Origin of the sequence: Achromobacter spanius, from assembly GCF_002812705.1 — a bacterium.
Lineage (GTDB): Bacteria > Pseudomonadota > Gammaproteobacteria > Burkholderiales > Burkholderiaceae_B > Achromobacter > Achromobacter spanius.
Genome location: NZ_CP025030.1, coordinates 2407134 through 2431666, shown reverse-complemented (window position 1 = coordinate 2431666; position 24533 = coordinate 2407134). Strand labels below are relative to the sequence as shown.

The following is a 24533-nucleotide window of genomic DNA, read 5'->3' as shown; positions in this document are numbered from 1 at the left end:
GAGCCATGATGCCTAATTCGACGTCAGCACGCTCTGAACGCATCGTCATCGTTGGCGGTGGCGCAGGCGGCCTGGAACTGGCCGCCAAACTGGGCCGCATCCACGGCCGCCAGCACATCACGCTGGTCGACAGCCGGCCCTTCCACATCTGGAAGCCGTCGCTGCACGAAGCGGCCGCCGGCACGCTGGATATCCACCAGGAAGGCTTGTCCTACCTGATGCTGGCCCACATGAACGGCTTTTCGTTCGCGCAAGGCAGGCTGCTGAGCGTGGACCGCGAAAGCCGCCAGATCGTGGTGGACGCCGTCAACGATGCGCAAAGCCTGGAAGTGCTGCCGCGCCGTGAGTTCGGCTACGACACGCTGGTGCTGGCCCTGGGCAGCACGTCCAACTTTTTCAACACGCCCGGCGCGGCTGAACACGCCGTCACGCTGGACACCACCGAAAACGCCGAACAATTCCGCCTGACCATGCTGAAAGCCATGGCGCTGGTGGACTTGGCCAAGGTGCGCAACCCGTCGGCACGGCTGGACCTGGTGATTGTGGGCGGCGGCGCCACCGGCGTGGAACTGGCCGTGGAGCTGACCGAAGCCAGCCACGTGGTCAGCGCCTACGGTCTGCCGAACTTCCGCGCTGAACGCGACCTGGCCATCACGCTGGTGGAAGGCGCGCCGCGCATCCTGTCGGCACTGCCTGAAAAAATTTCCGAAGCCGCCACCAACCGGCTGACCGAGCTGGGCATCGGCGTGGAAACGTCATGCCGCGTGTCGGAAGTCACGGGCGATAGCGTCAAGACCGCCGACGGCCGGGAATTCCCCGCCCAGTTGTGCATGTGGGCCGCCGGCATCAAGGGCCCCGCCCTGCTGGCCGATCTGGACTTGCCGCTGAACAAGCTGGGCCAGTTGGAAGTCAACGAGCGCCTGGAAACCCCCGACCCGCACATCCTGGCCTTGGGCGATTGCTGCGCGGCGCCCTGGCGCGACGGGCGCACCGTGCCCGCGCGCGCGCAGGCGGCGCACCAGCAGGCCGACTACCTGGCCAAGAAGCTCACGGCGCGCCTGCGCCGCACCGCCGAACCCACCGCACCCTACGTCTACCAGGACCATGGCTCGCTGGTGTCGCTGGGTCAGGACGCCGGGGTGGGCAGCCTGATGGGCAAGCTGGCCGGACGGGGACTGTTCGTAAGCGGTACACTGGCGCGCTTGATGTACATGAGCCTGCACCTGATGCACCACAAAGCGGTGCTGGGCATCTCGCGCACCGCCTCCCTTGCCCTGGCCCGCCTGCTGATGCGGCGCACGCGCCCCCGGGTCAAACTGCACTGAACTCCCCATGAATTTCCTGCAAAAACTCGAACACGCCTGGACCACCAGCAACTCGCTTCTGCAAGTGGGCCTGGACCCCGACCCCCAACGCTTTCCGCGCGAATTGCAGGACAAGCCGGACGCCATCTTCCAGTTCTGCCGCGACATCGTCGACGCCACCGCGCCCTACGCTTGCAGCTTCAAGCCGCAGATTGCGTACTTCGCCGCGCACCGCGCCGAAGACCAGTTGGAAGCGCTGTGCCAGCACATCCGCGACAAGCACCCGGACCTGCCCATCGTGCTGGACGCCAAGCGCGGCGACATCGGCTCCACCGCCGAGAACTACGCGCGCGAAGCGTACGAACGCTACCAGGCGCACGCGCTGACGGTCAGCCCCTACATGGGCCTGGACTCGGTCGAGCCCTACCTGGCGTGGCGTGACCGTGGCGTGATCGTGCTGTGCCGCACGTCCAACCCCGGCGGTTCGGACCTGCAATTTTTGAAGATGGATAACGGCGAACCGCTGTATCTGCACGTGGCAGGGTTGGTGGCCGACAAGTGGAACGCCAACGGCCAGTGCGGCCTGGTGGTGGGCGCCACGTTCCCGAACGAACTCGCGGCAGTGCGCCAACGCATCGGCGACGCCCTGCCCCTGCTGGTGCCGGGCATCGGCGCGCAAGGCGGCGACATTACCGCCACCGTGAACGCGGGCGCCAACGCCGCGCGCAGCGGCATGATGATCAACTCGTCGCGCGCCATCATCTACGCCAGCGGCGGCGACGACTGGCGCGAAGCCGCCGGCCAGGCCGCCATGGGCCTGCGGGACGCCATCAACGCGGTGCGTTGATGTCCTTGGTCAACGCGGCGTATTGAATCAGGCCGGCTCGCCCAGCAATTCGAGCAAGCCGCGCAGCGCGAATTCCACGGCGGCCTGACGCACCTGCGTGCGGTCGCCGTTGAACACATGGGTGGCGGCGCGGCTGCTGATGCCGTCGTCCACCCGCATCGCAAAACCAAAACACACCATGCCCACCGGCTTGCCCGGTGTAGCCCCGCCCGGCCCGGCAATGCCTGTGGTGGATACGGCCATGTGCGCGGCGGGCGAAGCCAGCAACACGCCGTTGGCCATTTCCAGCGCCACGGGTTCACTGACCGCGCCGAAGTGATGCAAGGCATCGGGCGATACGTCCAGCTCGGTCACCTTGGCGTCGTTGCTGTAGGTGACGAAGCCGCGTTCGAACCAGTCGCTGGACCCCGCCACCGACGTCATCGCTCCGGCCAAGAGGCCGCCCGTGCACGATTCGGCCGTGCCCAACATCCAGCCCTTGCGCCGCATCGCATCGCCCAGCCGTTCGGCCAGGGCGACCAGCGTGGCTTCCGCCAACTGCGCCGCCGACAGATTCGAACGGGTGACTGCTTGTTGTTCGTTCATCCCAAGACTCCTGTACGCACTACCAAGGCCATAACCAGCAAGGCATAGCCGGCCGCGACGATATCGTCCCACATGACGCCAAAGCCACCCTTGACGTGGGCGTCGAAGAACTTGATGGGCGGCGGCTTGACGATGTCGAACGTGCGGAACAGCGCGAACGCCAGCAACTGCGACAACCATCCGGCCGGCGTCAGCCAAAGCACCAGCCAGAACGCCACCATCTCGTCCCAGACCATTCCGACATGATCCGACTGCCCAAGTTCGCGGCCCACGCGATGGCAGGCCCAGCACCCGTACACAAAGGCCAGCGCCAGGAACACGCCGATGGCCAGGTTCGACGCGGCGGGCGCGGCGGCCACCCAGATGCCCCAAGCAAGTAGCGTGCCCCAGGTGCCCGATGCCGGCCGGATCAGGCCGCTGCCCAGGCCGAAAGCGATCAGGCGGCCGGGGTCGCGGCACACCCAGGAAAGCGCGGGATACACGGCGCGCGAGCGTTCGCGCATGGAGGGAGATGGCTTGGAGGAAGAGGACATGGATCCTGGGCCGATGGGGAATGAGAAATGGGGAGTGGGGAATAGGAAGTGGCGAAGCGCGAACCGGCTGCTCAGGCGGCGGGGAAATGATCGAAGCCGCCCGGGAGGTCGGCCAGCGGCCGCCCATGCCCGTCCAGCACTTGCAGCCCCGATTGCGCCAGCGTCTGGCCCACGCGGGTGACCTGAGCGCTGGCCCCGCGGGCGGCGGCCTGGACGGCCTCGCGTTGCGCGGCCGGGGCGGTGAAACACAGTTGATAGACGTCGCCACCGCCCAGCACCGCGCGACGGCGCGGCGCGTCGTCCAGGGCCGCCACGGCGGCGGCCACCGGCAGGCGGTCGACTTCCAGGCGGGCGCCCAGCCGGCTGGCGGTCAGGATGTGGCCCAGGTCTTGCAGCAGGCCGTCGGACAAATCAACGGCGGCGTGCGCAATGCCGCGCAGCGCCATCCCCAACGCCACCTGCGGCTGCGGCCATTCCAGCGCGGCGCGCGTGGCGGCCAGCAAGGCGTCGTTGGCGGGGTACTGGCCGTCCAGCAGGCGGTAGGCGACATCGGCCGCGCCCAACTCGCCGGATACCCAGATGTCGTCGCCCGCTTGTGCCGCATCGCGCCGCAGCGCCTGGCCGGCAGGCACGGCGCCAAAGACCGTGACGCTGATCGCCAGGTCATGCGCGCTGCGCGTGGTGTCGCCGCCAATCAGCGGGCAGCCATGGGCCGCCGCCAGCGCATGAAAGCCTTCGGCGAAGGCGGCCAGCCAGGGTTCGTCAAGGCGCGGCAACGCCAGGCCCAGCACGCAGCCGATGGGGCGCGCGCCCATGGCGGCCAGGTCGGACAGGTTCACGGCCAGCGATTTGTGGCCCAAGGCGCGGGGGTCTACGTCGGGAAAGAAATGGCGGCCTTCCAGCAGCAGGTCGGTGCTGGTGGCGACCTGCTCGCCCGCGGGCACGGGAAACAGCGCGCAGTCGTCGCCCACGCCCAGCAAGCCGGCGGGCGCGGCCCGGGTGAAATAGCGCGCGATCAATTCAAATTCGGACGCCACGGCAACTCCGAGAGGCCGGCACGCGGGCCGGCGGGAATACAAATACCAGATACACGAAGGGGTCAGGTGCAGACCACGCCTGGCGCACCGCGAAAGTGCGCGCAGGGCGGCATGCGCCTGACCCCTACACAGACCGTTGGGCCGGGCCAATGGCCCGGGCCGTCGGTCCGAACCAACAGCCCGGATTCAGCGTCGCTGCTGCGCCGCGGCCTGGACCTCGTTCGCACGCACATCGGCGGCCAGCTTGTCGAGCACGCCGTTGACGAACTTGAAGCCGTCGGTGCCGCCAAACGACTTGGCCAGCTCAACGGCTTCGTTGATGGCAACCTTGTACGGCACTTCAACATGATGAATCAGTTCGAAGCTGCCGATCAGCAGGATGCCATGCTCAACGGGCGACAACTCGGCCAGCGGGCGGTCGACGTAAGGCGTGAAACGCTCGCGCAGCGCGGGCGCTTCGCGCAGGACACCATGCAGCAAGGTCTTGAACCATTGCGCGTCGGCCTCGGAGAAATCCTCGGTGTCGCGCAGATGGGCGTCGATCTCGCCGGCGTCCTGCGTGCCTTCGCCCCCGCGCAGCAGCCACGCATAAACGCCTTGCAGCGCGAATTCGCGTGCACGGCGGCGTGCGCTGCGCGCGTTGGCGCGGGCTTGCGCCGCGCTATCAGCGCTTGTCGTCGTCTTCTTCGTCGTCAAAATCTTCGTCCTCGTCGTCTTCTTCGTCTTCGTCTTCTTCCTCGGGTTCCAGCGCCGCCACCAGGTTGGCCATTTCAACGGCCACCTGGGCGCAATCGCGGCCCTTGCCGGCGGCGCGGGCTTGCGCCTGCTCGTCGGTGTCGACGGTCAACACGCCGTTTGCGACGGGGATGCCGGTTTCCAGGGAGATACGGGTGATTGCAGTGGCCGTTTCATTGCTGACCACTTCAAAGTGATAGGTCTCGCCACGAATGACGGCGCCAAGCGCGATCAGTGCGTCGAATTCAAACGTTTCGGCCATGTGGGACAGGGCCACGCCCAGTTCCAGGGCGCCCGGGACGGTGGTGACCATCACGTCGCGTTCGTCCACGCCCAGCTCGGCCAATTCCTTCAGGCACGCTTCGAGTTCGGCCTGACCGATTTCTTCGTTGAAGCGGGCGCGTACGATGCCGATGTGCAGCCCTTCGCCGTTCAGGTCGGGGGTAAGGATGTAAGGGTTCATGTGTCGGCCTTCAGTGTGTTGCGGGAGTATTCTGCGGGTCGCAATCGTAACCCGTAATGGTCAGGGAAAAGCCCGCCATGCTGGGCATCTTGCGCGGCCGGGCCAGGAGCCTCATCTGGCCCACATTCAGGTCGCGCAGAATCTGGGCGCCAATGCCATAAGTACGCAGGCCGAAACGGTCGGTGCTGGCGGCGGCGTCGGCCTGGGCCTTCGGGTCGCTCCAGCCGGCAATCTGGCCAAACAGATGTTCGGTGGAAGACTGGCAATTCATCAGCACCAGTACGCCGGCGGGCGCGGCGGCAATGGCCTCCAGGGCCTTCGCCACGCCCCAGCTATGCGGGCTGGCGCCGGTGTCCAGCAGGTCCAGCACGGAAGCCGGTTCATGCACGCGCACCAGCGTTTCAACGTCGGGGGAAACGTTACCATGCACCAGCGCCAAGTGGGCGGAGCCGGTGGCGGCGTCTTCGTAGGCCACGGCCTCGAAGGTGCCCCAGGCCGTCTGCATGGGCCGCTTGCCCACGCGCTTGACGATGGATTCGTGTTCGCTGCGGTACTGGATCAGGTCGGCGATGGTGCCGATCTTCAGGTTGTGCTGGCGGCCGAATTCCACCAGGTCCGGCAAGCGGGCCATGGTGCCGTCGGGCTTCAGGATTTCGCAGATGACGGCGGCGGGCGTCAGGCCGGCCATGGCGGTCAGGTCGCAACCGGCTTCGGTGTGGCCGGCGCGCACCAGCACGCCGCCGGGCACCGCGCGCACCGGGAAGATGTGGCCGGGCTGGACCAGGTCGGCCGGCTTGGCGTCGCGCGCCACCGCCACCTGGATGGTGCGGGCGCGGTCGGCAGCCGAAATACCGGTCTCGACGCCTTCGGCGGCTTCGATCGACTGCGTGAAGTTGGTGCCGTAGCGCGTGCCGTTGCGGGCCGCCATCATGGGCAGCTCCAACTGGCGGCAGCGTTCTTCGGTCAGGGTCAGGCACACCAGGCCGCGGCCGTGGGTCACCATGAAGTTGATGGCTTCGGGCGTGACGAATTCGGCGGCCATGACAAGGTCGCCCTCGTTTTCACGGTCTTCTTCGTCAACCAGGATGACGATACGGCCGGCGCGCAGCTCGGCGATGATCTCGGCTACCGAAGCGATACCGAAGGATTCCGGCTCGGAGCCGGGCAAAGAGGACAACTGGACGGACATGGCGGGCACGCAAACCAGGCGGGAAAGCCCGGATTTTAGCGCCCCTGGGCCCAGAACCCCTATTGGTCTGCAAGAAGCCCGTTTGGCGGGGGGCATACGGTTAAACTTTCGCCCGGAGATCCCCCTTAAAACTCGAAGGAAAAACCTCATGCAAGCCCTTGCGGCCATGCCTTTGACCGTGGCGGCGGCGGTTCGCGTCGTCCTGACCGACATCGACGACACGCTGACCACCGAAGGCCGTCTGCCGGCCGATGCCTACGCCGCGCTGGAGCGCCTGGAGGCGGCCGGCATCCAGGTCGTGCCCATTACCGGCCGCCCGGCCGGCTGGTGCGACCATATCGCCCGCATGTGGCCGGTGCGCGCCGTGGTGGGGGAAAACGGCGCGTTCTACTATGCCTATGACCGCCATGCCCGCCGCATGACGACCCATTACTGGACGGACGCCGCTTCGCGTCAAGCCAGCCGCAAGCGCCTGGACGCCATCCGCGACCGCGTCCTGGCCGAGGTGCCGGGGTGCGCCGTCGCCAGCGACCAGGACTACCGCGTGGCCGACTTGGCCATCGACTTCTGCGAAGACGTGCCCGCCCTGCCGGAGGAGGCGGTCACGAAGATCGTGCAGATCTTCCACGACGCCGGCGCGCAGGCAAAGGTCAGCTCCATCCACGTCAACGGCTGGTTTGGCGACTACGACAAGCTGACCATGACGCGTACGATGTTCCAGCGCGAATTCGGCCAGAACGTGGCTGATGCACTGGATAGCACGCTCTTCATCGGCGATTCGCCCAACGACGAGCCGATGTTCGCGTACTTTCCGATTTCGGTCGGCGTGGCGAACATCCAGGCGCAATTGCACCGCCTGACGGACCGCCCTGCTTTCGTGGCGGCATTCCACGGCGGCGCCGGCTTTGTTGAAATGGCCAATCGGCTGCTGGCAGCGCGCCAGGCGCCGCAGCCGTCGCCCCCCACCCCGGCTCAACCGGCCTGAGGTCAGACACACCGTGGCCACCTCCAAGACCCCCGCGGCCTCCGCCAATGACGGCCGCCGCAGCATCCAATCCATCGAAGTGGGCGTGCCGCTGCTGGCCGCGCTGGTCGACGCCGGCAAGCCCCTGACGCTGCGCGACCTGGCGGCGGGCGCCGGCATGACGTCCGCCAAGGCGCACCCCTACCTGGTCAGCTTCATCCGCGTGGGCCTGGTGCAGCAGGACGCCATCACGGGCCAGTACGAATTGGGCCCCTTCGCCTTGCAGATGGGGCTCGTCAGCCTGCAAAGGCTGGACCCGGTACGCATCGCCATGCCCGAGATCGCCAAGCTGCAATCCGACATCGGCCATACCTTGGGCATCGCCGTGCTGGGCTCGCACGGCCCCACCATGATCCACATGACCGAAGCCAGCTATCCGGTACACGTGAACATGCGCAAGGGCACGGTGATGTCCATGCTGCACACCGCCACGGGCCTGGTATTCGCGGCGTGGCTGCCGCCCAAGGTCAGCGAACACTACATCGCCCGCGAAGAGGGCGACACCGCCGTCATCGCCAGCGTGCCGCCGCCGCGCAAGGCGTCGCGCGCCAATATCGAAGCCCAGTTGGCCGACATCCGCGTGCACGGCATGGCGCGCGCGCTGGGCAACCCGCTGCCGGGCGTGGACGCGCTGTCGGTGCCGGTGTTCGACAACACCGGCAGCATCGCGCTGGCGCTGACCAGCCTGGGGCCGACGGGATTGTTCGATGTGTCTTGGGACGGCGCCATCGCCCGGCCACTGCTGGCTTGCGCGCAGGAAATTTCCCGCAAGCTGGGATATCGAGGCTAGGGCCCCGCAGCGCGATCGCGCGAAAATAAACGAACATAAAACGAACAATTCGAACAATTCGCGAAAAAAAAGGCAGGGACTTTCCCAGGTGCGCGTTTTCCCTATTGTGTGTTTGAATTCAGGAAATATTCAAATTCATTCCCACGAGGAGACAAACCATGCACGCGATGCGTCTATTGCAAGCGGCCGCCCTGGCCGCATTCGCCGTTGGCGGCTCGGCCGCCAATGCCGCCGACACCTGCTCCAACCGCGGCGATCTGGACCAGATGTACTGCGACGCCAACAAGGATCTGGTGGCGGACACCCCCACTGACGCTTCGAAGCAGAAGACCCCGTCCACCCTGGTGTTCACGTACACACCCGTGGAAGACCCGGCGGTCTATGAAGACATCTTCAAGCCGTTCACCAAGCACCTGTCCGAATGCACGGGTAAGCGCGTGGTGTTCTACCAGGTGCAAAGCAACGCCGCTGAAATCGAAGCCATGCGCTCGGGCCGTTTGCACGTGGGCGGTTTTTCCACCGGCCCCACCGCATTCGCCGTGAACATCGCCGGCGCCGTGCCCTTTGCCGTGAAAGGCTATGCCGACGGCTTCCAGGGCTACAACCTGATCGTCATCGTCAAGAAAGACAGCCCGTACCAGAAGCTGTCCGACCTGAAGGGCAAGAAGCTCGCGCACACCGCGCCGTCGTCGAACTCGGGCCACATGGCGCCCGTGGCCCTGTTCCCCAAGGAAGGCCTGACGCCGGACAAGGACTACAAGGTGATCTTCTCGGGCAAGCATGACCAGTCGGTCATGGGCGTGAACTCCGGCGACTACGACGCCGCCGCCGTGGCATCCGACGTGTTCAAGCGCATGGTCGAACGCGGCCAGGTCAAGGAAGCCGATTTCCGCGTGATCTACACCAGCGAAAAATTCCCGACCTCGTCGTTCGCCTACGCACATGACCTGGAACCGAAGTTCCGCGACCAGATGTTGAAGTGCTTCTACGACTACCGCTTCCCCGCGGAAATGTCGAAGGCCTTCGACGGCGCCGACCGTTTCTATCCGGTGACCTACCAGAAGGACTGGGCCATCGTCCGCCAAGTGGCTGAATCGGGTGGCGAAAGCTTCAACCGCGCCGCTTACGACCGCGAATCCGCCAAGAGCAAGAAGTAATCCAGCATGACGACGTCGCTACGCATTTCCGGCCTGGTCAAGGAATACCGGGCCGGCCGGCCGGTTCTCAATGGCATCAACCTTGAAATCGCCGGCCAAGGCCTGACCGCCATCATCGGCCCTTCCGGCACCGGCAAAAGCACGCTTCTGCGTTGCGTCAACCGGCTGATCGAACCCACCAAGGGCGAGATCGTGCTGCAGTCCCAGGAAGGCAGCGTGGACCTGGCCCGCGTGCGTGGCGCGTCGCTGCGCCGCGCGCGCCGGTGCATCGGCATGGTGTTCCAGGAATACAACCTGGTTGAACGCCTGACCGTGATGGAAAACCTGCTGACCGGGCGGCTGGGATACACCTCGGCGCTCAAGGCCTGGATGCGCCGCTTTGAAGCCGAAGATATCGAGCACGCCTACAAGCTGCTGGATACCGTCGGCCTGGCCGGCTTTGCAGACCAGCGCGCCGATGCGCTGTCGGGCGGCCAGCGCCAGCGCGTGGGCATCGCCCGCGCCCTGATGCAGCGCCCCCAACTGCTGCTGGCCGACGAGCCCACCTCGTCGCTGGACCCCAAGACCTCGGTGGAAATCATGGAGCTGCTGTCCGATCAGGGCAGCGCCACCGGCATTCCCGTCATCGTCAACATCCACGACGTGGAACTGGCGCGCCGCTACGCCACCCGCATCGTCGGCATGTCCGGCGGGCACGTGGTCTATGACGGCGACGGCCAGGGCCTGGACGCCGCCATGCTCAAGACCATCTACGGAGGCGAGTCTTGGCTGGAATGACACCCCTGCGGGGCAACCGCCCCTTTGCCATGTCCGGGCGCGCCAAGGCGGGCCTGGTGTTGCTGCTGATCTACACCGTCTACGCGGCCGCGCAACTGGATTTCAGTTGGGCGCGCTTTGAAAGCGGCATGGGACACGCGTCGACGTTTCTGGCGCGCATGTTTCCGCCCAATTTCGAAAAGCCCGACACCTTGTGGAAGGGCATCGCCGAAAGCCTGGAAATTGCCGTGCTGGCCTCGGTGCTGGGTATTTTGTTTGCGCTGCCCGTAGGGCTTCTGGGCGCGCGCAACATGATGCCCGCCTGGGTGTCGTGGCCCGCCCGTTCGCTGGTGGCCTTGTGCCGCGCACTGCACCCCGTCATCGTTGCCATCCTGTTCGTCAAGGCCGTGGGCTTTGGCGCGCTGGCGGGCATTCTGGCACTGACGGTGGCGTCCATCGGCTTCATCGGCAAGCTGTTCACCGAAGCCATCGAAGAGATCTCGTTAAAGCAGGTGGAAGCGGTGCGCGCCAGCGGTGCGTCGTTCGCCAACGTGATCATCTTCGGCGTGCTGCCGCAGGTTTTCGCGCGCTTCATCGGCTTTGCCACCTATCAGTTCGACTCCAACCTGCGCAACTCCACCATGGTGGGGATCGTGGGCGCGGGCGGGGTGGGCGGCACGCTGTTCTCGGCCTTCCAGCGCTTTGACTACGACTTCGTCAGCGCCATCTTGCTGACCCTGATCGCCATCATCATGCTGGGTGAGATCATCGCGGGCTTCGTGCGCGCCGTGTTCCTGGACAACCTGGGCTTTGACCGCATCCTGCAAGGCCGCTTTGCCGGCGCGCGCGGCATCGGTTCCGGCAAGCCGCCGGTGGCTCGCAAGGCGGAGGTGGAAGAATGAACGCCCACGCCTCTACCCTGAATCCGGCGGGCACGCCGCGCGTGTGGCAGCGTTACAGCATGGGGCAGCGGCTGCTGCGCTTTGCGCTGTACCTGCTGGTGGTCGCGGCCATTGTCCAGGCCATCCGTGGCGTGGAAGTCATACCGGAATTCCTGTATGACGCCCCCGAACAGATGGCCGACCTGTTCCGCCGCATGTGGCCGATCGACTGGGCCTACTACCCGGATGGCGTGCACGCGGCGCTGATCGAAACGCTGCACATCGCCACGCTGGGCACCATCCTGTCCGTCTTCATGGCGGTGCCGGTGGGCTTGCTGGCGGCCAACAACCTGACGCCCAGCAAAACCATCAACATGCTGGCGCGCTTGATCCTGGTGTCCAGCCGGTCGGTCAATTCGCTGGTGTGGGCGCTGCTGTTCATCGCCATCTTCGGACCCGGCGCGTTGGCGGGCACGCTGGCGATTGCGTTTCGCTCCATCGGTTTCGTCGGCAAGCTGGTGGGCGAAGCCATCGAGGAAGCGCAGCGCGGCCCCATCGAAGCCGTGACCGCCACGGGCGCCAGCAAGGGCTCGGTGCTGTGGTATGCCTACTGGCCGCAGATCCGCCCGGCGTTCTGGTCCATCGTGTTGCTGCGCTGGGACATCAACGTGCGCGAATCCGCCGTGCTGGGCCTGGTGGGCGCGGGCGGCATCGGCATGGCGCTGGACACGGCGTTGAACCTGTTCCAGTGGGATCGCGTGGCCTTGGTGCTGGCCGCCATCTTCGTGGTGGTTGTGCTGGCCGAAATCATCATCACCCAGGCGCGCAAACGGATTCTGTAGTTGCATCTTATTTACGCTTGTCGGTTTCCCCTGACCAGCGCTCCTTGGCGCCGCCCTTGAAAAAGGGCGGCGTTTTTTCTTTTGCTGCGGTGCCCGCTTGTTCCACGCAACAAATGGCGTCTATGCTCGATATGACCAAAATATGAACGGTCATCAAATCCCGCCCCTTGCTTGATTAACATCTCGGCTTTTGCCGTCGGACACCCACCGCCATGTCGGAACAGGAATTGAAACTGCACGTGCCCGCCGCTACGCGCCAGGCCGTGCTGAAGGAAGTCAAGCAACGCGAGGCCACGCGCATTCGCCTGCATGCCATGTATTTCGATACACCCGAGCGTGAACTGGCGCGTGCGCGCATCGCCATCCGCCTGCGCCAGGAAGGCAATGATTGGGTGCAGACGCTGAAGATGCCCGGCATCAACGCCATCACCCGCATCGAAATGAACCACCCCCGCCCCGGGCCAGTGCTGGACCTGTCGGTGTATGCAGGCACCGAAGTCGAAGCGGCGCTGAGCGCCATCAAGGGCGAGCTGGGCCTGCGCTATGAAACCGACGTGCTGCGCCTGCTGCGCAAAGTGCGCACGCGTTACGGCACGGTTGAACTGGCCTACGACACCGGCATCCTGCGCGCGGGCGCGCTGGAACTGCCTATTTCCGAACTGGAATTTGAACTGGTGTCGGGCCGCCCCGCCGCCATCTTTGCTGTTGCGCGCGGCTGGCAGCAGCGGCACAGCCTGGTGCTGGACCCGCGCAGCAAATCCGAACGTGGCGATGCGCTGGCGCAGTTGGCGGAACGGCTTGCCGAGGAAGACGCCAAGGCGGACGATGATCTGGAAGCGCGCCGCGCCCAAGCCATTGCCCAGTTCTGGGCGCCGCGCGGCGCGGCCTCGGTCAAGCTGCGCGAAGACATGACGGCGCCGCAGGCCTTGGGCCGCATCGCAGCGGAATGTTTGGACCAGATCGCGCGCAACGCCGCGGTGCTGGCTGAAGTGGACACGGAAGGCGTTTACCGCGCCGGCAATTCCGAACACGTGCATCAGTTGCGCGTGGGCGTGCGCCGGCTGCGTTCGGCGTGGAAGCTGTTCGAAGGCTGGGTGGCGCCGCTGCCCGACGCGCTGTTGCAAGGGGTGCGCACGCACTTCGCCGCCTTCGGCGCCAACCGCGACCAGGACGTGCTGAACGAAACCGTGGCGCCCGCGCTGCTGCGCGCCGGCATGCCCGTCATCCCGATGGAAGCCGCGCCGCCCGAGCAGGACGCGCAGACGATCGCCGGCGGCAAGGCCTTCCAGGCGTGGCTGCTGGACCTGCTGGAATGGAGCCTGGACGTACCGCCCCCGCTGCCGTCGGACGGCACGCAAACCATCGCCAACGGCACGCCCAACGACACCGCGCCCGAACCCGCTATCCGGCTGGAAGGCGGCCTGTCGGTATCCAACGTCAAGCCCACCATCATTCCCATGCTGGCCCCCGAGCCGGATCCGCGCCGCTTGCGCAAGCAACTGGCGCGCCGCCTGCACCGCTGGCATAGCAAAGTGGCCGACCAGGGCACGCAATTCGCCAAGCTGGACATTCCCACACGCCACGAATTGCGCAAGCGCGGGAAACGGCTGCGCTACAGCCTGGCGTTTGCCGAATCGCTGCTGCCCGCCGCCAAGCTGCGCGGCTATCGCAAGCTGTTGTCCAAGGTGCAGGACGTGCTGGGCGAAATCAACGACCTGGCCGTCGCGAAGGACTACTACGAATCGTGTACCGCCACGCATCCGCAAGCCTGGTTCGCCCTGGGCTGGATCAGCGCCCGCCTGGATGAACTGGCCGTGGAAGCACAAAAGGCCTTCGACGCCCTGGCGCAAAGCAAACCGTTCTGGCGGTGAACGTGATTGCCCGATTTTCACGACGAACCACGATCTCGTAGGATGGGTGAAGCGCGCGCGGACGGCGGCTAGGTCGCAGAGGCCCCATCGCGCGTAACCCATCTTGCGGCGATCCGATTTTTATCCACCGGCGGCTGATGGGTTGCGCGCGTTCGGCGCTTGGGTTTTTCTGGACGTTTCCTCGCGCTACACCCATCCTACGATCGCCCATCGACCACGACCTCGTAGGATGGGTGAAGCGCGCAGTGTCACCGGCAAGATCACCAAGGCCCCATCGCGCGCAACCCATCTCGCGTCACCCCGGTTCATACCCCCCTCCAATACCTCACTTTGGCGACAGTCCTCATTGCCGTTTGCACCTGGAAACGCATCTCGCATGGCGTTTCAAAAAAAGGGCCATAGTCAGCAACGGGTCAGCTTCCGGTCAATTGTTCGACATCCGCGGCGCCAATACTGGGTTGCTGTCGCCCCGCCATCACATCATGCGTTGGGCGCATTCGTGGCCCGCTGCATACGCCCGACATTCGTCCTTGTGACGGCATGAAGGCCCCCGGCGGGCCGTCAGCCCACCCACAATGACCGAACCATGAAACACCCATCCTGCTTGCTCGCCCATGCAAGACGAGGCCTTGCGGCCTTTTGCGCCTTGTCGCTGGTCTTCGCGCTGTCCGCCTGCGGCGGCGACGACGATAACGACACTGACGAACCGGCTCCTGCCCCGCCCACGACGACGCCTGCCGCTTGCGCCGCGCATTGCGCCCCTTGAGGCGTATGAGCCCCTTGAGCCTCTTGAGTCGCTTGAGCCCCCTCCAGCCCCTCGAATCGCTTGAACCCCTGCGCCCCTCGAGCCCCTAGCCCCCCTTGAGCCCCTCGCGCCGTTTAAGCACACTTCACATCGATCACCAGGACAGGCAAGCCAATGACGTTCGACGCATCCAAAAGAAAGTTCTTCAAGACCACCGTGGGCGCCACCGCCGCGGTCAGCGCGCTGTCGATGTTCCCGCCCAGCATCCGCCGGGCGCTGGCTATTGAAGCCAGCAACGCCACCGGCACCATCCAGGACGTCAAGCACGTCGTCCTGCTGATGCTGGAAAACCGTTCCTTCGACGGCTACTTCGGCACCTTTCCCGGCGTGCGCGGGTTTGGCGACCGCTTCCCCATTCCGCTGGCCAACGGCAAATCAGTCTTCCACCAGACGCGCAGCGATGGCAGCGAAGAACTGCCCTATCACCTGGACACCACGCTGGGCAATGCGCAGCGCGCGGGCAGCACGCCGCACTCCTGGCCCAACTGCCAAGCGGCGTGGGACCACGGCCGCATGAGCAAGTGGCCCAGCGCCAAGCAGCCGCTGTCCATGGGCTACTACGAAACCGCCGAAGTGCCGTTTCACCGCGCGCTGGCCGACGCCTTCACGCTGTGCGACAACTACCACTGTTCGATGCACGCGGGCACCATCCCCAACCGCCTGTTCTTCTGGACCGGCACCAACGGCCCGTCGGGCGACAACGTGTCGGTGGTGATGAACGAATGGAACGACGGCGCCGACGTGGGCCCATCCACCGAAGGCTGGACCTGGACCACCTACGCCGACCGGTTGCAAGCGGCCGGCGTCAGTTGGAAGGTCTACCAGAACATTCCCGACAACTTCGGCTGCAACGAAATGATGAGCTTTCGGCACTGGCGCGCCGAGATCGAAAAGATGCCTGCGGACCGCCAGGTCACCAACCAGGGCGGCCCCGCGTACAACCCCGCCATCGACGACCTGTACAGCCCGCTGGCCAAGGGGTTCGGCAACACCATGCCCGACGGCGGCTTCCTGCAAAGCCTGCGCGACGACGTCATGAACGGCACGCTGCCCGAAGTGTCGTGGATCATTCCGCCGGCCGCCTACAGCGAGCACCCCGGCCCCTCCAGCCCCGCCAAGGGCGCCTGGTACATCCAGGCGGCGCTGGACGCGCTGACGCAGTCGCCCGAGGTCTGGAGCAAGACGGTATTCCTGGTTACCTATGACGAAAACGACGGCTTCTTCGACCACATGCCCACGCCGTCGGCGCCGTCGCGCAACGACGACGGCACGCTGGCCGGCAAGTCCACGCTGACCGATGCGCAGATGGCGTTTGAATACTTCACCTACCCGCCCGCCACGCCCAAGCAATTGACGGCCGATGGCAAGCCTTACGGCCCCGGCATGCGCGTGCCGATGTGGGTGATTTCGCCGTGGAGCCGTGGCGGCTGGGTCAATTCGCAGGTGTTCGACCACACGTCCGCCTTGCGCTTTCTGGAGCAGCGCTTTGGCGTCGTCGAACCCAACATCAGCGCTTTTCGCCGCGCCGTGTGCGGCGACCTGACGTCCACCTTGAATTTCGTGTCGCCCAACAGCGCCACCCTGCCCACCTTGTCGGGCCGCACCACCAAGACCGATGCCGACGGGCTGACTGCCTGGCAGGAAGCGCAGCCCGCCATCGCCATCCCCACGCAGCAGACCCTTGCCCCGCAGGCGCCCGGCACGCGCCCGTCGCGCGCGCTGCCCTATGAACTGCACACGAGCGCACGCGAACAAGCCCGCGAGAACCGCGTGCAGCTATTGTTTGCGAATGCCAGCAGTGCGCAAACAGCAGCCGTCTTCCACGTGTACGACAAACTGCATCTGGACCGCATCCCACGCCGCTATGTGGTCGAAGCCGGCAAGTCTTTGGATGACGCCTGGGACGTGTCGGCCGACAGCGGCCAGTACGACCTGTGGGTGCTGGGCCCCAACGGCTACCACCGCTCGTTTGCGGGCGACTTGATGCGAGCAGCCGGCGCGCAGCCCGAAATCCAGGTCTGCTACGTGCCCTGCGACGACCCGCAAGTGCAGGTAAAGCTGCACAACAACGGCAGCCAGGCCCGCACGTTCACCGTGCAAGCAATGGCCTACCGCAACGACGGCCCCTGGACGGCAACCGTGGAGGCAGGCCAGGTCGGTGAACTAAGCTGGCCCATCACCGACAGCGGCCAGTGGTACGACTTTGCAGTGTCCTGCGACGGCTACGCCGCATTTCAGCGCCGCTTTGCCGGCCGCATGGAAACCGGCAAGGACGCGGTCAGCGACCCCGCGATGGGCCAGCTAGACGCTTAAAAGCAAAACGGGACGGCGCCTAGGCACCGTCCCGTCTTTACTGCTTCACACAGCGAAAACTCAGTCCGCCAGCAGCGCGCCCGCGAACTCATCCGCCACGAAGGGCTGAAGATCTTCCAGGCTTTCGCCCACGCCAATCCAATACACCGGAATCGGCCGCACGCCCTGGCTACCCGCGGCCACGGCGGCCAGCGTGCCGCCCTTGGCGGTGCCGTCCAGCTTGGTCACGACCAGGCCCGTCAGGTTGATGGCCGCATCAAAGGCGCGAATCTGCGCCAGTGCGTTCTGGCCGGTGTTGCCGTCCACCACCAACAGCACTTCGTGCGGCGCCGACGCATCCGCCTTGCCGATGACGCGGCGGATCTTTTTCAGCTCTTCCATCAGGTGCAACTGCGTGGGCAAGCGGCCGGCGGTATCCACCATGACCACGCCCATGCCGCGCGCGCGTCCGGCGTTGACGGCATCGAACGCCACGGCGGCCGGGTCCCCGCCGTCCTGAGAAATCACGCTGACGTTGTTGCGGCTGCCCCATTCCACAAGCTGTTCGCGTGCCGCGGCACGAAAGGTGTCGCCTGCCGCCAGCAGCACGCTTGCACCCTGGCGCTGGAATGTGTGCGCCAGCTTGCCGATGGACGTGGTCTTGCCCGCGCCGTTAACGCCGGCAATCATCACCACCAGCGGCTTTGCGCTGGTGAGGTTGAAGCCGCGCTCCAGCGGGCGCAGGTGGTCGGCCAGCAACTGGCGCAGCGCCGTCTTCACCTTGGCGGGGTCTTCAATGCGTTCCTTCTTGACCCGCGCACGCAGCGCGGTCAGCAGTTTCTCGGTGGCCTCCAAGCCCGCATCGGCCATAATGAGCGCCGATTCGAGTTCCTCGAACAGGTTTTCGTCGACCTTGACGCCAACGAAAATGCCGCCAATGCTCTGCCCCGTGCGCGACAAGCCCTGCTTCAAGCGCGACAGCCATGACGACTTCTTGGGTGCCTCGGCGGCAGCGGGTTGGGGGGTTGGCGCGGGTGCCGGCGCGGGCGTTGGCGCGGGTGCCGGCGTGGATGCTGGCGCGGGCGTTGGCGCAGTCACCGGCGTTACGATCGGTGCAGGCGCGGCAGTCGGCGCAACCGAAACCGTAGGCGCAGGCATCGGCTCTGGCGCGCGGACCGGCTCAATGGCCGGCGCGGGTGGCGCGGCCGGTGCCGGTGACACCACCGGCGCGGGCGCCGCAACCGGCGTCGTATGGGTCGGCGCGGCGGTTCGCGTCAGAGTCGGTGCAGCGGTCCGAGTCAGAGTCGGCGCGGCAACCGGCGTCGACACCGTCGGTGCAGCGATCGGTGCAGCAGCCGGCGCCACGGTCGGCGCGGCAGGCGACACCGGCGGTGCAATTGCAGGCGAAACCGGTGCGGCGACAGGATCAACGGCCGGGGCGGGAGCGGGTGCGGACACCGGCGCGACCACCTCGGGACGCGGCGCGGGCGGCGGAATCACCGGCGCGGCGGCGGGCTCCGTGGGCGCGACGGCGGCGTCCACGACCTCCGGCGGCGGCACGGGCTGAGCCGGTGCGGCGGGCGGAGGGGATTTTTTCTTGAAGAAGCGGCTAAACATGGGTAACAAGTATATTCGTATCGTCGGGGGCCAATACAGGCGCACCCCCATCGCCGTTCCCGACGTGGAGACGCTGCGCCCCACGCCCGACCGGGTTCGCGAAACGCTGTTCAACTGGTTGAATCATCTTTGGGCCGGCGAGTTCGCCGACAAGCAGGTGCTGGACCTGTTTGCCGGCAGTGGCGCGCTGGGCTTTGAAGCGGCCTCTCGCGGTGTGGCGCATGTGCAGATGGTCGAGCGGGACAAGACCGCCGCGTCCGCGCTGCGGACACTGCGCGACAAGCTCAACGCCGACATGATACGCATCCACGTGGGCGACGCCATGCAGGTTGCCGAGCGCATGGATGCGTCCCGCTTTGACCTCATCCTTTTGGACCCGCCCTTCGGACAGGGTTGGCTGGCGCGGCTCTGGCCCATTCTGCCGGGCATTCTGAACGAGCATGGGCTGGTCTACGTCGAGGCGGAAGCCCCCATCGAAGCCCCCGAAGGATTCCAGATCTTGCGGCAGGACAAGGCAGGCGCGGTCCACTACCACCTGCTGGAATTTGCTGCATTGCGGAAATAGATCAATAATCCGAGCTTCGGAGGATGGTGTACACCACTAATAACGGTACGGAGCTCGCATGATCATCGCTGTATATCCCGGCACTTTCGACCCGCTGACCCGGGGCCACGAAGACTTGGTCCGCCGTGCGGCCACGCTCTTCGACAAGGTCGTGGTGGGCATTGCCCACAGCCGCAACAAGAAGCCTTTCTTCAGCATCGACGAACGCGTTGAAATCGCGCGAGAAGTGCTGGGCCACTATCCCAACGTGGAAGTGCAAAGCTTTGGCGGCCTGTTGAAGGACTTTGTGCGCGACCAGAACGGGCGCGTCATCGTGCGCGGCCTGCGCGCCGTGTCTGACTTTGAATATGAATTCCAGATGGCCGGCATGAATCGCCATCTGTTGCCCGACGTTGAAACGCTATTCATGACGCCGTCGGACCAATACCAGTTCATCTCGGGCACCATCGTGCGCGAAATCGCCCAGCTGGGCGGCGACGTCAGCAAGTTCGTGTTCCCGTCCGTGGAACGCTGGTTGCAGGAAAAAGCCAAGGAGCGCCGCGAGCAATCCTGGCCGGGCTGATCGGCCTGCACGGCACCATCCCGAAGGGCGCATCTTGCGCCCTTCTTGCGCTTTGCGGCCCGGCAGTACAATGGCAGCCGCCCTCGGCTTTACACCGCTGCCCACCATGGCCTTGCTCATCACCGAAGAATGCATCAATTGCGACGTTTGCGAGCCCCAGTGCCCGAACGACGCGATCTCCATGGGTGATGACTATTACGTCATCGACCCCGACAAATGCACCGAGTGCGTCGGCCATCACGACGAACCGCAGTGCAAGGTGGTGTGCCCGGTGGAGTGCATTGAACTGCACCCCCAGTGGAACGAAGGCCAGGAACAGCTCATGGCCAAGTACCGCCGCCTGACCGGTGCCGCATGAGCGACGCCACGCAAAGCGGTATCCCCCTTCCCTCGAATTCCCACCACGCGCGCCGCGATGTGTCCGCATCGGCCATCGCCGCGGGCGTGGTGGCCGTGCTGGTCAGCTTTGGCGGCACCGCCGTGCTGATGGTGCAGGCGGGCCACGCCGCGGGGCTGGACGCGGCCCGCATCGGCTCGTGGATCGGCTCGCTGAGCCTGGCCTTCGGATTCGGCGGCGCGTTCTACAGCCTGCGCACCGGCCTGCCGATCGTCATGGCGTGGTCCACGCCCGGCGCCGCGCTGCTGGTGACCGCGCTGGTGGGCGTCCCGTTCAATGAAGCCATCGGCGCCTACATGCTGGCCGCCGGCCTGACGCTGGCCTGTGGCCTGTTTGGCTGGATCGACCCCATCCTGCGCCGCATCCCCGGCGAAATCGCCGCCGCCATGCTGGCCGGCGTGCTGCTCAATTTCGGCATAGGCATTTTCAGCAACGTCGCCCTGCAACCTGGCCTGGTGCTGGCCATGTGCGCCACCTATCTGTTGTGCCGGCGCTGGGCGCCGCGCTACGCGGTGCTGCTGGTGATGGTGGTGGCCATTGCGCTGGCGTTCGCGCTGGACCTGATCCGGCTGGACCTGCTGGACTGGCGCCTGACGGAATTCGTCTGGACCACGCCCACGTTCAGCATGCAGGCGGTGGTCAGCCTGGGCATTCCGCTCTTCGTGGTGGCCATGGCGTCGCAGAACCTGCCGGGCCTGGCGATCCTGCAAGCGGCGGGGTACCGGCCCCCGGCGTCCCGCATCGTGGCCGCCACGGGCTTGCTGGGCCTGTTGGCGGCGCCCTTTGGCGCGCACAGCGTCACCATGGGCGCCATCAGCGCCGCCATCTGCACCGGCCCCGAAGCCCACCCTGACCCCGGTAAGCGCTACATTGCCGCCGCCACCTACGGCTTGGGTTACGTGGCCTTGAGCCTGGTGGCGGGCGCTGTCGCCGTCTTCTTCCAGGCCCTGCCCGCCGCCCTGCTGGCCGCGCTGGCGGGCCTGGCGCTGCTGGGCACGATCATGGGCGGCATGTCCGCCGCCATGGTCAACCCGCAACGGCGCGAAGCCGCGCTCATCACCCTGTTGGCAACGGCGTCGGGCTTCAGTTTCTGGGGTATCGGGTCGGCCTTCTGGGGCCTGGTGGCGGGCCTGCTGGCCCACGCGGCATTCGAGTTCAAGCGCCGCGCCTAGGTCCTATGGCGCTGGCCCAAGCGCGAGCCCTGCCCGCGCGGCGACTTGTCACGCTGGCAGTATGTCAGGCCGGCCAGGCCGTGACCGGCGTGTCCGGGTGCACCTTCATGATGCGGCAGGGCACCTGCACGAAGTTCGATATCCAGGCCGCGGCCAGTTCGCCTTCGTCGATTACGTCAATCGTCTGATCGCCCACATTCATGCTGTAGCGCACGCTGTCGTCGTCTTCGATGACGTCCAGCGGAATATCCATGCGCAGCATGCCGGGCGCTTTCAGCACCAGATAGCCCAGCCGCAACTCCACCGACACGTCGGCAAGCTTGGGACACAGCTCGCGGTTCAGCCATTGGCCGGAATCATTGGCAATGAGCCACTGCCGGTGATAAGCCGCCGCATTGGGCTGCGTGGTGGTGCCGCATTGCGCGATGGGCTGGAACGTATCGGTGCTCATTTTCCAAGCAATCCCTTTAAAGCCTTGTCCACGGCCTCGCCGCCCTTGCCCTTGCCCGTGACGGCCTCGCGCAGCTTGTTCTCGAGGCTGCGCTTGAGGATGCCGCCGATGGCGTCTTTCCACAGCACGGTGTAGGTGGGCTTGTCGAACGGACCTTGTACGTGCACGGGAATGGTCACGTCTTTCAGGTCGATCAGTTCCTGGCCTTCCGGGGCGGCGGCCGGGTTGACCACCCGGGCGCGCGCCACCAGATTCAGCTCGCTCTTCACGAAGTCGATGCTGGCCGGATCGCCCTGCGTGACGCGCAGCAACGGCGACACGATGTTCAGCCGCTTCACCGCCGCCACGCCCTTGGTGAAGGCCAGGTCTGCGTCCATTTCCGAGAATTCGGTCTGCTTGCTGGTGTCGGCCGGCACGGTCTCGTTTTGCGATTCCGGCTTGAACGCCGCCTTCAGCTCGCGCAGCGTCTGCGTCAGGTTGATGCCCTTGACCGCGCCATCCCGCAAACGCACTTGCAGGGTGCCGCCCAAGGCGTTCTTCATGGCGTAGACATTGGCGCCGGCCGTCTTCAAGTCCAGCGCCAGGCTGCCCGTGCCGCTCAGCACGTTGCGCTTGGCCAGGTCCATCAGCAACGGCTCGATGGCAATGCCGGCCAAGGACATCTTGGTGGCCAGTTGATTGCCTTGCGCGGCGTCCACGGACAAGGCGCCCGCCAGCTTGCCGCCATACAGGCCCGCCGTAAGGCTGGAGATTTCAAGCTTGCCCTTGTCCAGCTTGACCACGGCCGACACCTCGTCGGCTTTCAGGCCGCGCACCACCAGCTTGCCCACCTTCAGGGTGCCGTTGACGCTAGGCCCCACCAGCGCGGACAGGTCGATGGTGTCATCCACCGGCGCGGCCGGGGCCGCGGGCGTGGCCGGCTTGGATTCGTCTTTCTTGCCGTCGGCGGGCGGCTTGGCCGGGGCCGCCACCACGGGCGGCGCCAGCTTGTCCAGGTCCAGCGTGTCCACCACCAACGCGAACTTCACCATCGGCGTTTCGGACAGCTTGGTGATGTCGGCGCTCAGATCAAACTTGCCGCCTTCCAGCACGGCATTGATCTTGCTGCTGGCCTGGTCTTTCAGCAGGTCCACGTTCACGCTGCCGATGACTGGAATCTGCAGGCTGCCCTTGGGCAGGCCTGGGTCGGTGATGTTGACGTCGCCCCGCAGCGCCGACAGGCCGCCGGTGCGCTGCCACAGGTTCAGGGTCAGCGGCGATGCGAAGTTCAGCTTCACGACGCGCTCACCGTTCTTGGACGTGCTGTCCACCTTGGCTTCCTTGATGTCCAGCTCGGCGGCATTGCCGCTGATACCGTTCAAGCCGAAGCTGGCATCCAGGCCGCTGATGCGCACGCGCCCGGTCAGGGCTTCACCCGTGGCCGAGGTCGGCGAAATGTTCAGCGCGGGCGCGTCCACCGCGACTTCAAAGGGGCCGTCGTCGGACCCGCCCTTGGCGCGCACGGCCAGCTTTTCAATCTGCAACTGGCTCTTGTGGGGGTCGATGGCCAGCTTGGGCATGGCCACGCTGGCTTCCACATTGGTGGCGCGCGCGGCCGGGTCCGTGATGTCGCCCTGAAACACGACTTCCAGGCCGGCGATATCCAGCGACGACTTCTGTCCGTTGAAGGCCAGGTTGCCGCGCATGGCCAGGCTCTTGGCCTCGGCGCCGGGCAGCTTGCCGTCCAGGCGCAGGTCCAGCTTCTGAGCCGCGTAGCGCTTGGCCGATGGGTCCAGCGTCAACAGGGCCTGCCCCGTCAGGTTGGCGTCCACGCGCGGGTTACCGCCTTCCACGCGGGCAGTCATGCGCACATCGAAAGGCTGGTTGAACGTGACGCGGCCCGTGTTGGCGTTGATCTTCGTCACCGCCACGGCCATGCCAGAAATGGCATCCTGCAACAACACTTCGCCGTCCTTCAGGTCCAGGCCGGCAATGTCGATCTGCATGTTGTTGCGCGTGGCCGGCAAGGTGCCGCTGGTGATGACCTGGGCCGCGGTCTGGGCCGCGCCAACCAGCGCTTCGGCCGGATTGGACGGCGCGGCCGTAACGCCCGGCGTGCCTCCCACCAGATTGCTGAAGTTGAACTGGCCGTCCTTGTCGCGCACCACTCGGGCCTTCAGGCCGCTGATGGCTACGTGGTCCACCACGAAGCTGTTGGACAGCAACGGCCAGACGGCAACCGCCAGGCGCGTGCTTTCGATGGAGGCGAAGGTGTCCGGGCTATTGGGCTCGGACAGCGACACGCCCTGCACGGACAGGCCGATACGAGGGAAGAGCGATAGCTCGATCTCGCCGTCGATCGTGAGGGTGCGGTGATAGCGTTCCTGAACAAGCTCTTCCAGCTTGTACTTGTACGCGTTGGGGTCGAATGTCAGCAAGAAGATGGCCAGGCCAACGACGGCCACGACAACCAACACTACCAGGCCTATCAAAATGCGCTTGAACCACGTTTTCATTGCTGCCCCGTCGGTACCTCGACTGGAAATTCTGGAATGCCGCCCGCCGCGCAACGCGCGGGGATGGTGCTGTAGCGGCGGAAAAATCGCGCGCCGGATGGAACTGTCTGCCTGGAACTGTCTGCCTTCAGGACGAGTCCCCGCTCCTGCCGAAAGCTTGTGG

At 65.8% G+C, this 24533-nt stretch carries 24 protein-coding genes; 14 read left to right on the top strand and 10 right to left on the bottom strand.

Annotation, left to right across the window (positions count from 1 at the left end; translation table 11 throughout):
• Positions 1–5 precede the first annotated feature (5 nt).
• Entirely contained in the window at positions 6–1325 is a 1320-nt protein-coding gene (locus CVS48_RS11060; protein WP_100854488.1) for an NAD(P)/FAD-dependent oxidoreductase, read from the top strand.
• Between the two features lie 7 nt (positions 1326–1332).
• Positions 1333–2151: an orotidine-5'-phosphate decarboxylase gene (pyrF, locus tag CVS48_RS11055; RefSeq protein ID WP_050449563.1), complete on the top strand. Its 819-nt coding sequence runs from the start codon at positions 1333–1335 to the stop codon at positions 2149–2151.
• A gap of 27 nt (positions 2152–2178) precedes the next feature.
• On the opposite strand, the gene CVS48_RS11050 is transcribed toward pyrF, so the two are convergent.
• The 6 genes from CVS48_RS11050 to ribBA all read right to left on the bottom strand — a co-directional run bounded on the left by CVS48_RS11050 (position 2179) and on the right by ribBA (position 6693).
• Positions 2179–2736, bottom strand: coding sequence for a CinA family protein (locus tag CVS48_RS11050; RefSeq protein ID WP_100854487.1), 558 nt, complete (start codon positions 2734–2736; stop codon positions 2179–2181).
• Positions 2733–3239 carry a phosphatidylglycerophosphatase A family protein gene (locus CVS48_RS11045; RefSeq protein ID WP_100854486.1) on the bottom strand — a complete coding sequence of 169 codons (507 nt, stop codon included), beginning with the start codon at positions 3237–3239 and terminating at the stop codon, positions 2733–2735. Before CVS48_RS11045 ends, CVS48_RS11050 begins: the two co-directional genes overlap by 4 nt.
• A 101-nt stretch (positions 3240–3340) precedes the next feature.
• Complete coding sequence (gene thiL, locus CVS48_RS11040) at positions 3341–4306, bottom strand: thiamine-phosphate kinase (protein WP_100854485.1); 966 nt, start codon at positions 4304–4306, stop codon at positions 3341–3343.
• A 186-nt stretch (positions 4307–4492) separates the two neighbouring features.
• Positions 4493–5002, bottom strand: a complete 510-nt coding sequence (gene nusB / locus CVS48_RS11035) for a transcription antitermination factor NusB (RefSeq protein WP_006227614.1) — start codon at positions 5000–5002, stop codon at positions 4493–4495.
• Positions 4971–5504, bottom strand: a complete 534-nt coding sequence (gene ribH / locus CVS48_RS11030) for a 6,7-dimethyl-8-ribityllumazine synthase (RefSeq protein ID WP_100854484.1) — start codon at positions 5502–5504, stop codon at positions 4971–4973. The genes nusB and ribH overlap by 32 nt, the downstream gene beginning before the upstream one ends.
• 10 nt (positions 5505–5514) lie before the next feature.
• Positions 5515–6693 (bottom strand): bifunctional 3,4-dihydroxy-2-butanone-4-phosphate synthase/GTP cyclohydrolase II, encoded by a 1179-nt coding sequence (gene ribBA / locus CVS48_RS11025; RefSeq protein WP_100854483.1) that lies wholly within the window; start codon positions 6691–6693, stop codon positions 5515–5517.
• A gap of 148 nt (positions 6694–6841) precedes the next feature.
• Here ribBA and CVS48_RS11020 point away from each other — a divergent pair, with 148 nt between their 5' ends.
• From CVS48_RS11020 to phnE (CVS48_RS10995), 6 genes are all read left to right on the top strand, one after another.
• Positions 6842–7678, top strand: a complete 837-nt coding sequence (locus CVS48_RS11020; protein WP_100854482.1) for an HAD-IIB family hydrolase — start codon at positions 6842–6844, stop codon at positions 7676–7678.
• Between the two features lie 13 nt (positions 7679–7691).
• A complete protein-coding gene (locus CVS48_RS11015) occupies positions 7692–8507 on the top strand; it encodes an IclR family transcriptional regulator (protein ID WP_100854481.1) in 816 nt (271 codons plus the stop codon).
• Between the two features lie 158 nt (positions 8508–8665).
• Positions 8666–9664, top strand: a complete 999-nt coding sequence (gene phnD / locus CVS48_RS11010) for a phosphate/phosphite/phosphonate ABC transporter substrate-binding protein (RefSeq protein WP_100854480.1) — start codon at positions 8666–8668, stop codon at positions 9662–9664.
• Between the two features lie 6 nt (positions 9665–9670).
• Positions 9671–10441, top strand: coding sequence for a phosphonate ABC transporter ATP-binding protein (phnC, locus tag CVS48_RS11005; RefSeq protein ID WP_100854479.1), 771 nt, complete (start codon positions 9671–9673; stop codon positions 10439–10441).
• A complete protein-coding gene (gene phnE / locus CVS48_RS11000) occupies positions 10438–11322 on the top strand; it encodes a phosphonate ABC transporter, permease protein PhnE (protein ID WP_100854478.1) in 885 nt (294 codons plus the stop codon). The genes phnC and phnE (CVS48_RS11000) overlap by 4 nt, the downstream gene beginning before the upstream one ends.
• Complete coding sequence (gene phnE, locus CVS48_RS10995) at positions 11319–12143, top strand: phosphonate ABC transporter, permease protein PhnE (protein ID WP_100854477.1); 825 nt, start codon at positions 11319–11321, stop codon at positions 12141–12143. The genes phnE (CVS48_RS11000) and phnE (CVS48_RS10995) overlap by 4 nt, the downstream gene beginning before the upstream one ends.
• Before the next feature lie 7 nt (positions 12144–12150).
• Here phnE (CVS48_RS10995) and CVS48_RS29195 read toward each other — a convergent pair whose 3' ends face one another.
• Positions 12151–12297: a hypothetical protein gene (locus tag CVS48_RS29195; protein ID WP_157814463.1), complete on the bottom strand. Its 147-nt coding sequence runs from the start codon at positions 12295–12297 to the stop codon at positions 12151–12153.
• Between the two features lie 58 nt (positions 12298–12355).
• Between CVS48_RS29195 and CVS48_RS10990 the strand changes: the two genes are divergently transcribed.
• Together CVS48_RS10990 and CVS48_RS10985 are read left to right on the top strand one after the other, a co-directional pair.
• A complete protein-coding gene (locus CVS48_RS10990) occupies positions 12356–14014 on the top strand; it encodes a CYTH and CHAD domain-containing protein (RefSeq protein WP_100854476.1) in 1659 nt (552 codons plus the stop codon).
• Between the two features lie 919 nt (positions 14015–14933).
• On the top strand, positions 14934–17132 hold the full coding sequence (locus tag CVS48_RS10985; RefSeq protein WP_100854475.1) for a phosphocholine-specific phospholipase C: 2199 nt from the start codon (positions 14934–14936) through the stop codon (positions 17130–17132).
• 60 nt (positions 17133–17192) lie between these two features.
• Here the strand turns inward: CVS48_RS10985 and ftsY are convergent, their stop codons facing one another.
• Complete coding sequence (ftsY, locus tag CVS48_RS10980; protein ID WP_318269771.1) at positions 17193–18269, bottom strand: signal recognition particle-docking protein FtsY; 1077 nt, start codon at positions 18267–18269, stop codon at positions 17193–17195.
• Between the two features lie 457 nt (positions 18270–18726).
• On the opposite strand from ftsY, the gene rsmD reads away from it, so the two are divergent.
• The 4 genes from rsmD to CVS48_RS10955 all read left to right on the top strand — a co-directional run bounded on the left by rsmD (position 18727) and on the right by CVS48_RS10955 (position 21424).
• A complete protein-coding gene (gene rsmD, locus CVS48_RS10970; protein ID WP_100857599.1) occupies positions 18727–19293 on the top strand; it encodes a 16S rRNA (guanine(966)-N(2))-methyltransferase RsmD in 567 nt (188 codons plus the stop codon).
• Between the two features lie 58 nt (positions 19294–19351).
• Positions 19352–19855: a pantetheine-phosphate adenylyltransferase gene (gene coaD, locus CVS48_RS10965; RefSeq protein ID WP_046807920.1), complete on the top strand. Its 504-nt coding sequence runs from the start codon at positions 19352–19354 to the stop codon at positions 19853–19855.
• Between the two features lie 106 nt (positions 19856–19961).
• Positions 19962–20213 (top strand): YfhL family 4Fe-4S dicluster ferredoxin, encoded by a 252-nt coding sequence (locus tag CVS48_RS10960; RefSeq protein WP_006221659.1) that lies wholly within the window; start codon positions 19962–19964, stop codon positions 20211–20213.
• Complete coding sequence (locus CVS48_RS10955) at positions 20210–21424, top strand: benzoate/H(+) symporter BenE family transporter (RefSeq protein ID WP_100854474.1); 1215 nt, start codon at positions 20210–20212, stop codon at positions 21422–21424. Before CVS48_RS10960 ends, CVS48_RS10955 begins: the two co-directional genes overlap by 4 nt.
• A 64-nt stretch (positions 21425–21488) precedes the next feature.
• Here CVS48_RS10955 and CVS48_RS10950 read toward each other — a convergent pair whose 3' ends face one another.
• Positions 21489–21875, bottom strand: coding sequence for an MOSC N-terminal beta barrel domain-containing protein (locus CVS48_RS10950; protein ID WP_100854473.1), 387 nt, complete (start codon positions 21873–21875; stop codon positions 21489–21491).
• Complete coding sequence (locus CVS48_RS10945; RefSeq protein WP_100854472.1) at positions 21872–24370, bottom strand: AsmA family protein; 2499 nt, start codon at positions 24368–24370, stop codon at positions 21872–21874. Before CVS48_RS10945 ends, CVS48_RS10950 begins: the two co-directional genes overlap by 4 nt.
• Between the last annotated feature and the right edge of the window lie 163 nt (positions 24371–24533).

Excerpts from the sequence above, each read along its gene's own strand:
- phnD (WP_100854480.1), top strand. The coding sequence starts at position 8,666 with ATGCACGCGATGCGTCTATTGCAAGCGGCCGCCCTGGCCGCATTCGCC.
- CVS48_RS10945 (WP_100854472.1), bottom strand. The coding sequence starts at position 24,370 with ATGAAAACGTGGTTCAAGCGCATTTTGATAGGCCTGGTAGTGTTGGTT.
- ribH (WP_100854484.1), bottom strand. The coding sequence starts at position 5,504 with ATGAACCCTTACATCCTTACCCCCGACCTGAACGGCGAAGGGCTGCAC.
- CVS48_RS10985 (WP_100854475.1), top strand. The coding sequence starts at position 14,934 with ATGACGTTCGACGCATCCAAAAGAAAGTTCTTCAAGACCACCGTGGGC.
- CVS48_RS29195 (WP_157814463.1), bottom strand. The coding sequence starts at position 12,297 with ATGACCGTTCATATTTTGGTCATATCGAGCATAGACGCCATTTGTTGC.
- CVS48_RS10955 (WP_100854474.1), top strand. The coding sequence starts at position 20,210 with ATGAGCGACGCCACGCAAAGCGGTATCCCCCTTCCCTCGAATTCCCAC.
- CVS48_RS11020 (WP_100854482.1), top strand. The coding sequence starts at position 6,842 with ATGCAAGCCCTTGCGGCCATGCCTTTGACCGTGGCGGCGGCGGTTCGC.
- CVS48_RS11050 (WP_100854487.1), bottom strand. The coding sequence starts at position 2,736 with ATGAACGAACAACAAGCAGTCACCCGTTCGAATCTGTCGGCGGCGCAG.
- phnE (WP_100854477.1), top strand. The coding sequence starts at position 11,319 with ATGAACGCCCACGCCTCTACCCTGAATCCGGCGGGCACGCCGCGCGTG.
- phnE (WP_100854478.1), top strand. The coding sequence starts at position 10,438 with ATGACACCCCTGCGGGGCAACCGCCCCTTTGCCATGTCCGGGCGCGCC.
- CVS48_RS10990 (WP_100854476.1), top strand. The coding sequence starts at position 12,356 with ATGTCGGAACAGGAATTGAAACTGCACGTGCCCGCCGCTACGCGCCAG.
- ftsY (WP_318269771.1), bottom strand. The coding sequence starts at position 18,269 with ATGCCTGCGCCTACGGTTTCGGTTGCGCCGACTGCCGCGCCTGCACCG.
- phnC (WP_100854479.1), top strand. The coding sequence starts at position 9,671 with ATGACGACGTCGCTACGCATTTCCGGCCTGGTCAAGGAATACCGGGCC.
- rsmD (WP_100857599.1), top strand. The coding sequence starts at position 18,727 with ATGGGTAACAAGTATATTCGTATCGTCGGGGGCCAATACAGGCGCACC.
- CVS48_RS11045 (WP_100854486.1), bottom strand. The coding sequence starts at position 3,239 with ATGCGCGAACGCTCGCGCGCCGTGTATCCCGCGCTTTCCTGGGTGTGC.
- coaD (WP_046807920.1), top strand. The coding sequence starts at position 19,352 with ATGATCATCGCTGTATATCCCGGCACTTTCGACCCGCTGACCCGGGGC.
- CVS48_RS11060 (WP_100854488.1), top strand. The coding sequence starts at position 6 with ATGATGCCTAATTCGACGTCAGCACGCTCTGAACGCATCGTCATCGTT.
- ribBA (WP_100854483.1), bottom strand. The coding sequence starts at position 6,693 with ATGTCCGTCCAGTTGTCCTCTTTGCCCGGCTCCGAGCCGGAATCCTTC.
- pyrF (WP_050449563.1), top strand. The coding sequence starts at position 1,333 with ATGAATTTCCTGCAAAAACTCGAACACGCCTGGACCACCAGCAACTCG.
- CVS48_RS10960 (WP_006221659.1), top strand. The coding sequence starts at position 19,962 with ATGGCCTTGCTCATCACCGAAGAATGCATCAATTGCGACGTTTGCGAG.
- CVS48_RS10950 (WP_100854473.1), bottom strand. The coding sequence starts at position 21,875 with ATGAGCACCGATACGTTCCAGCCCATCGCGCAATGCGGCACCACCACG.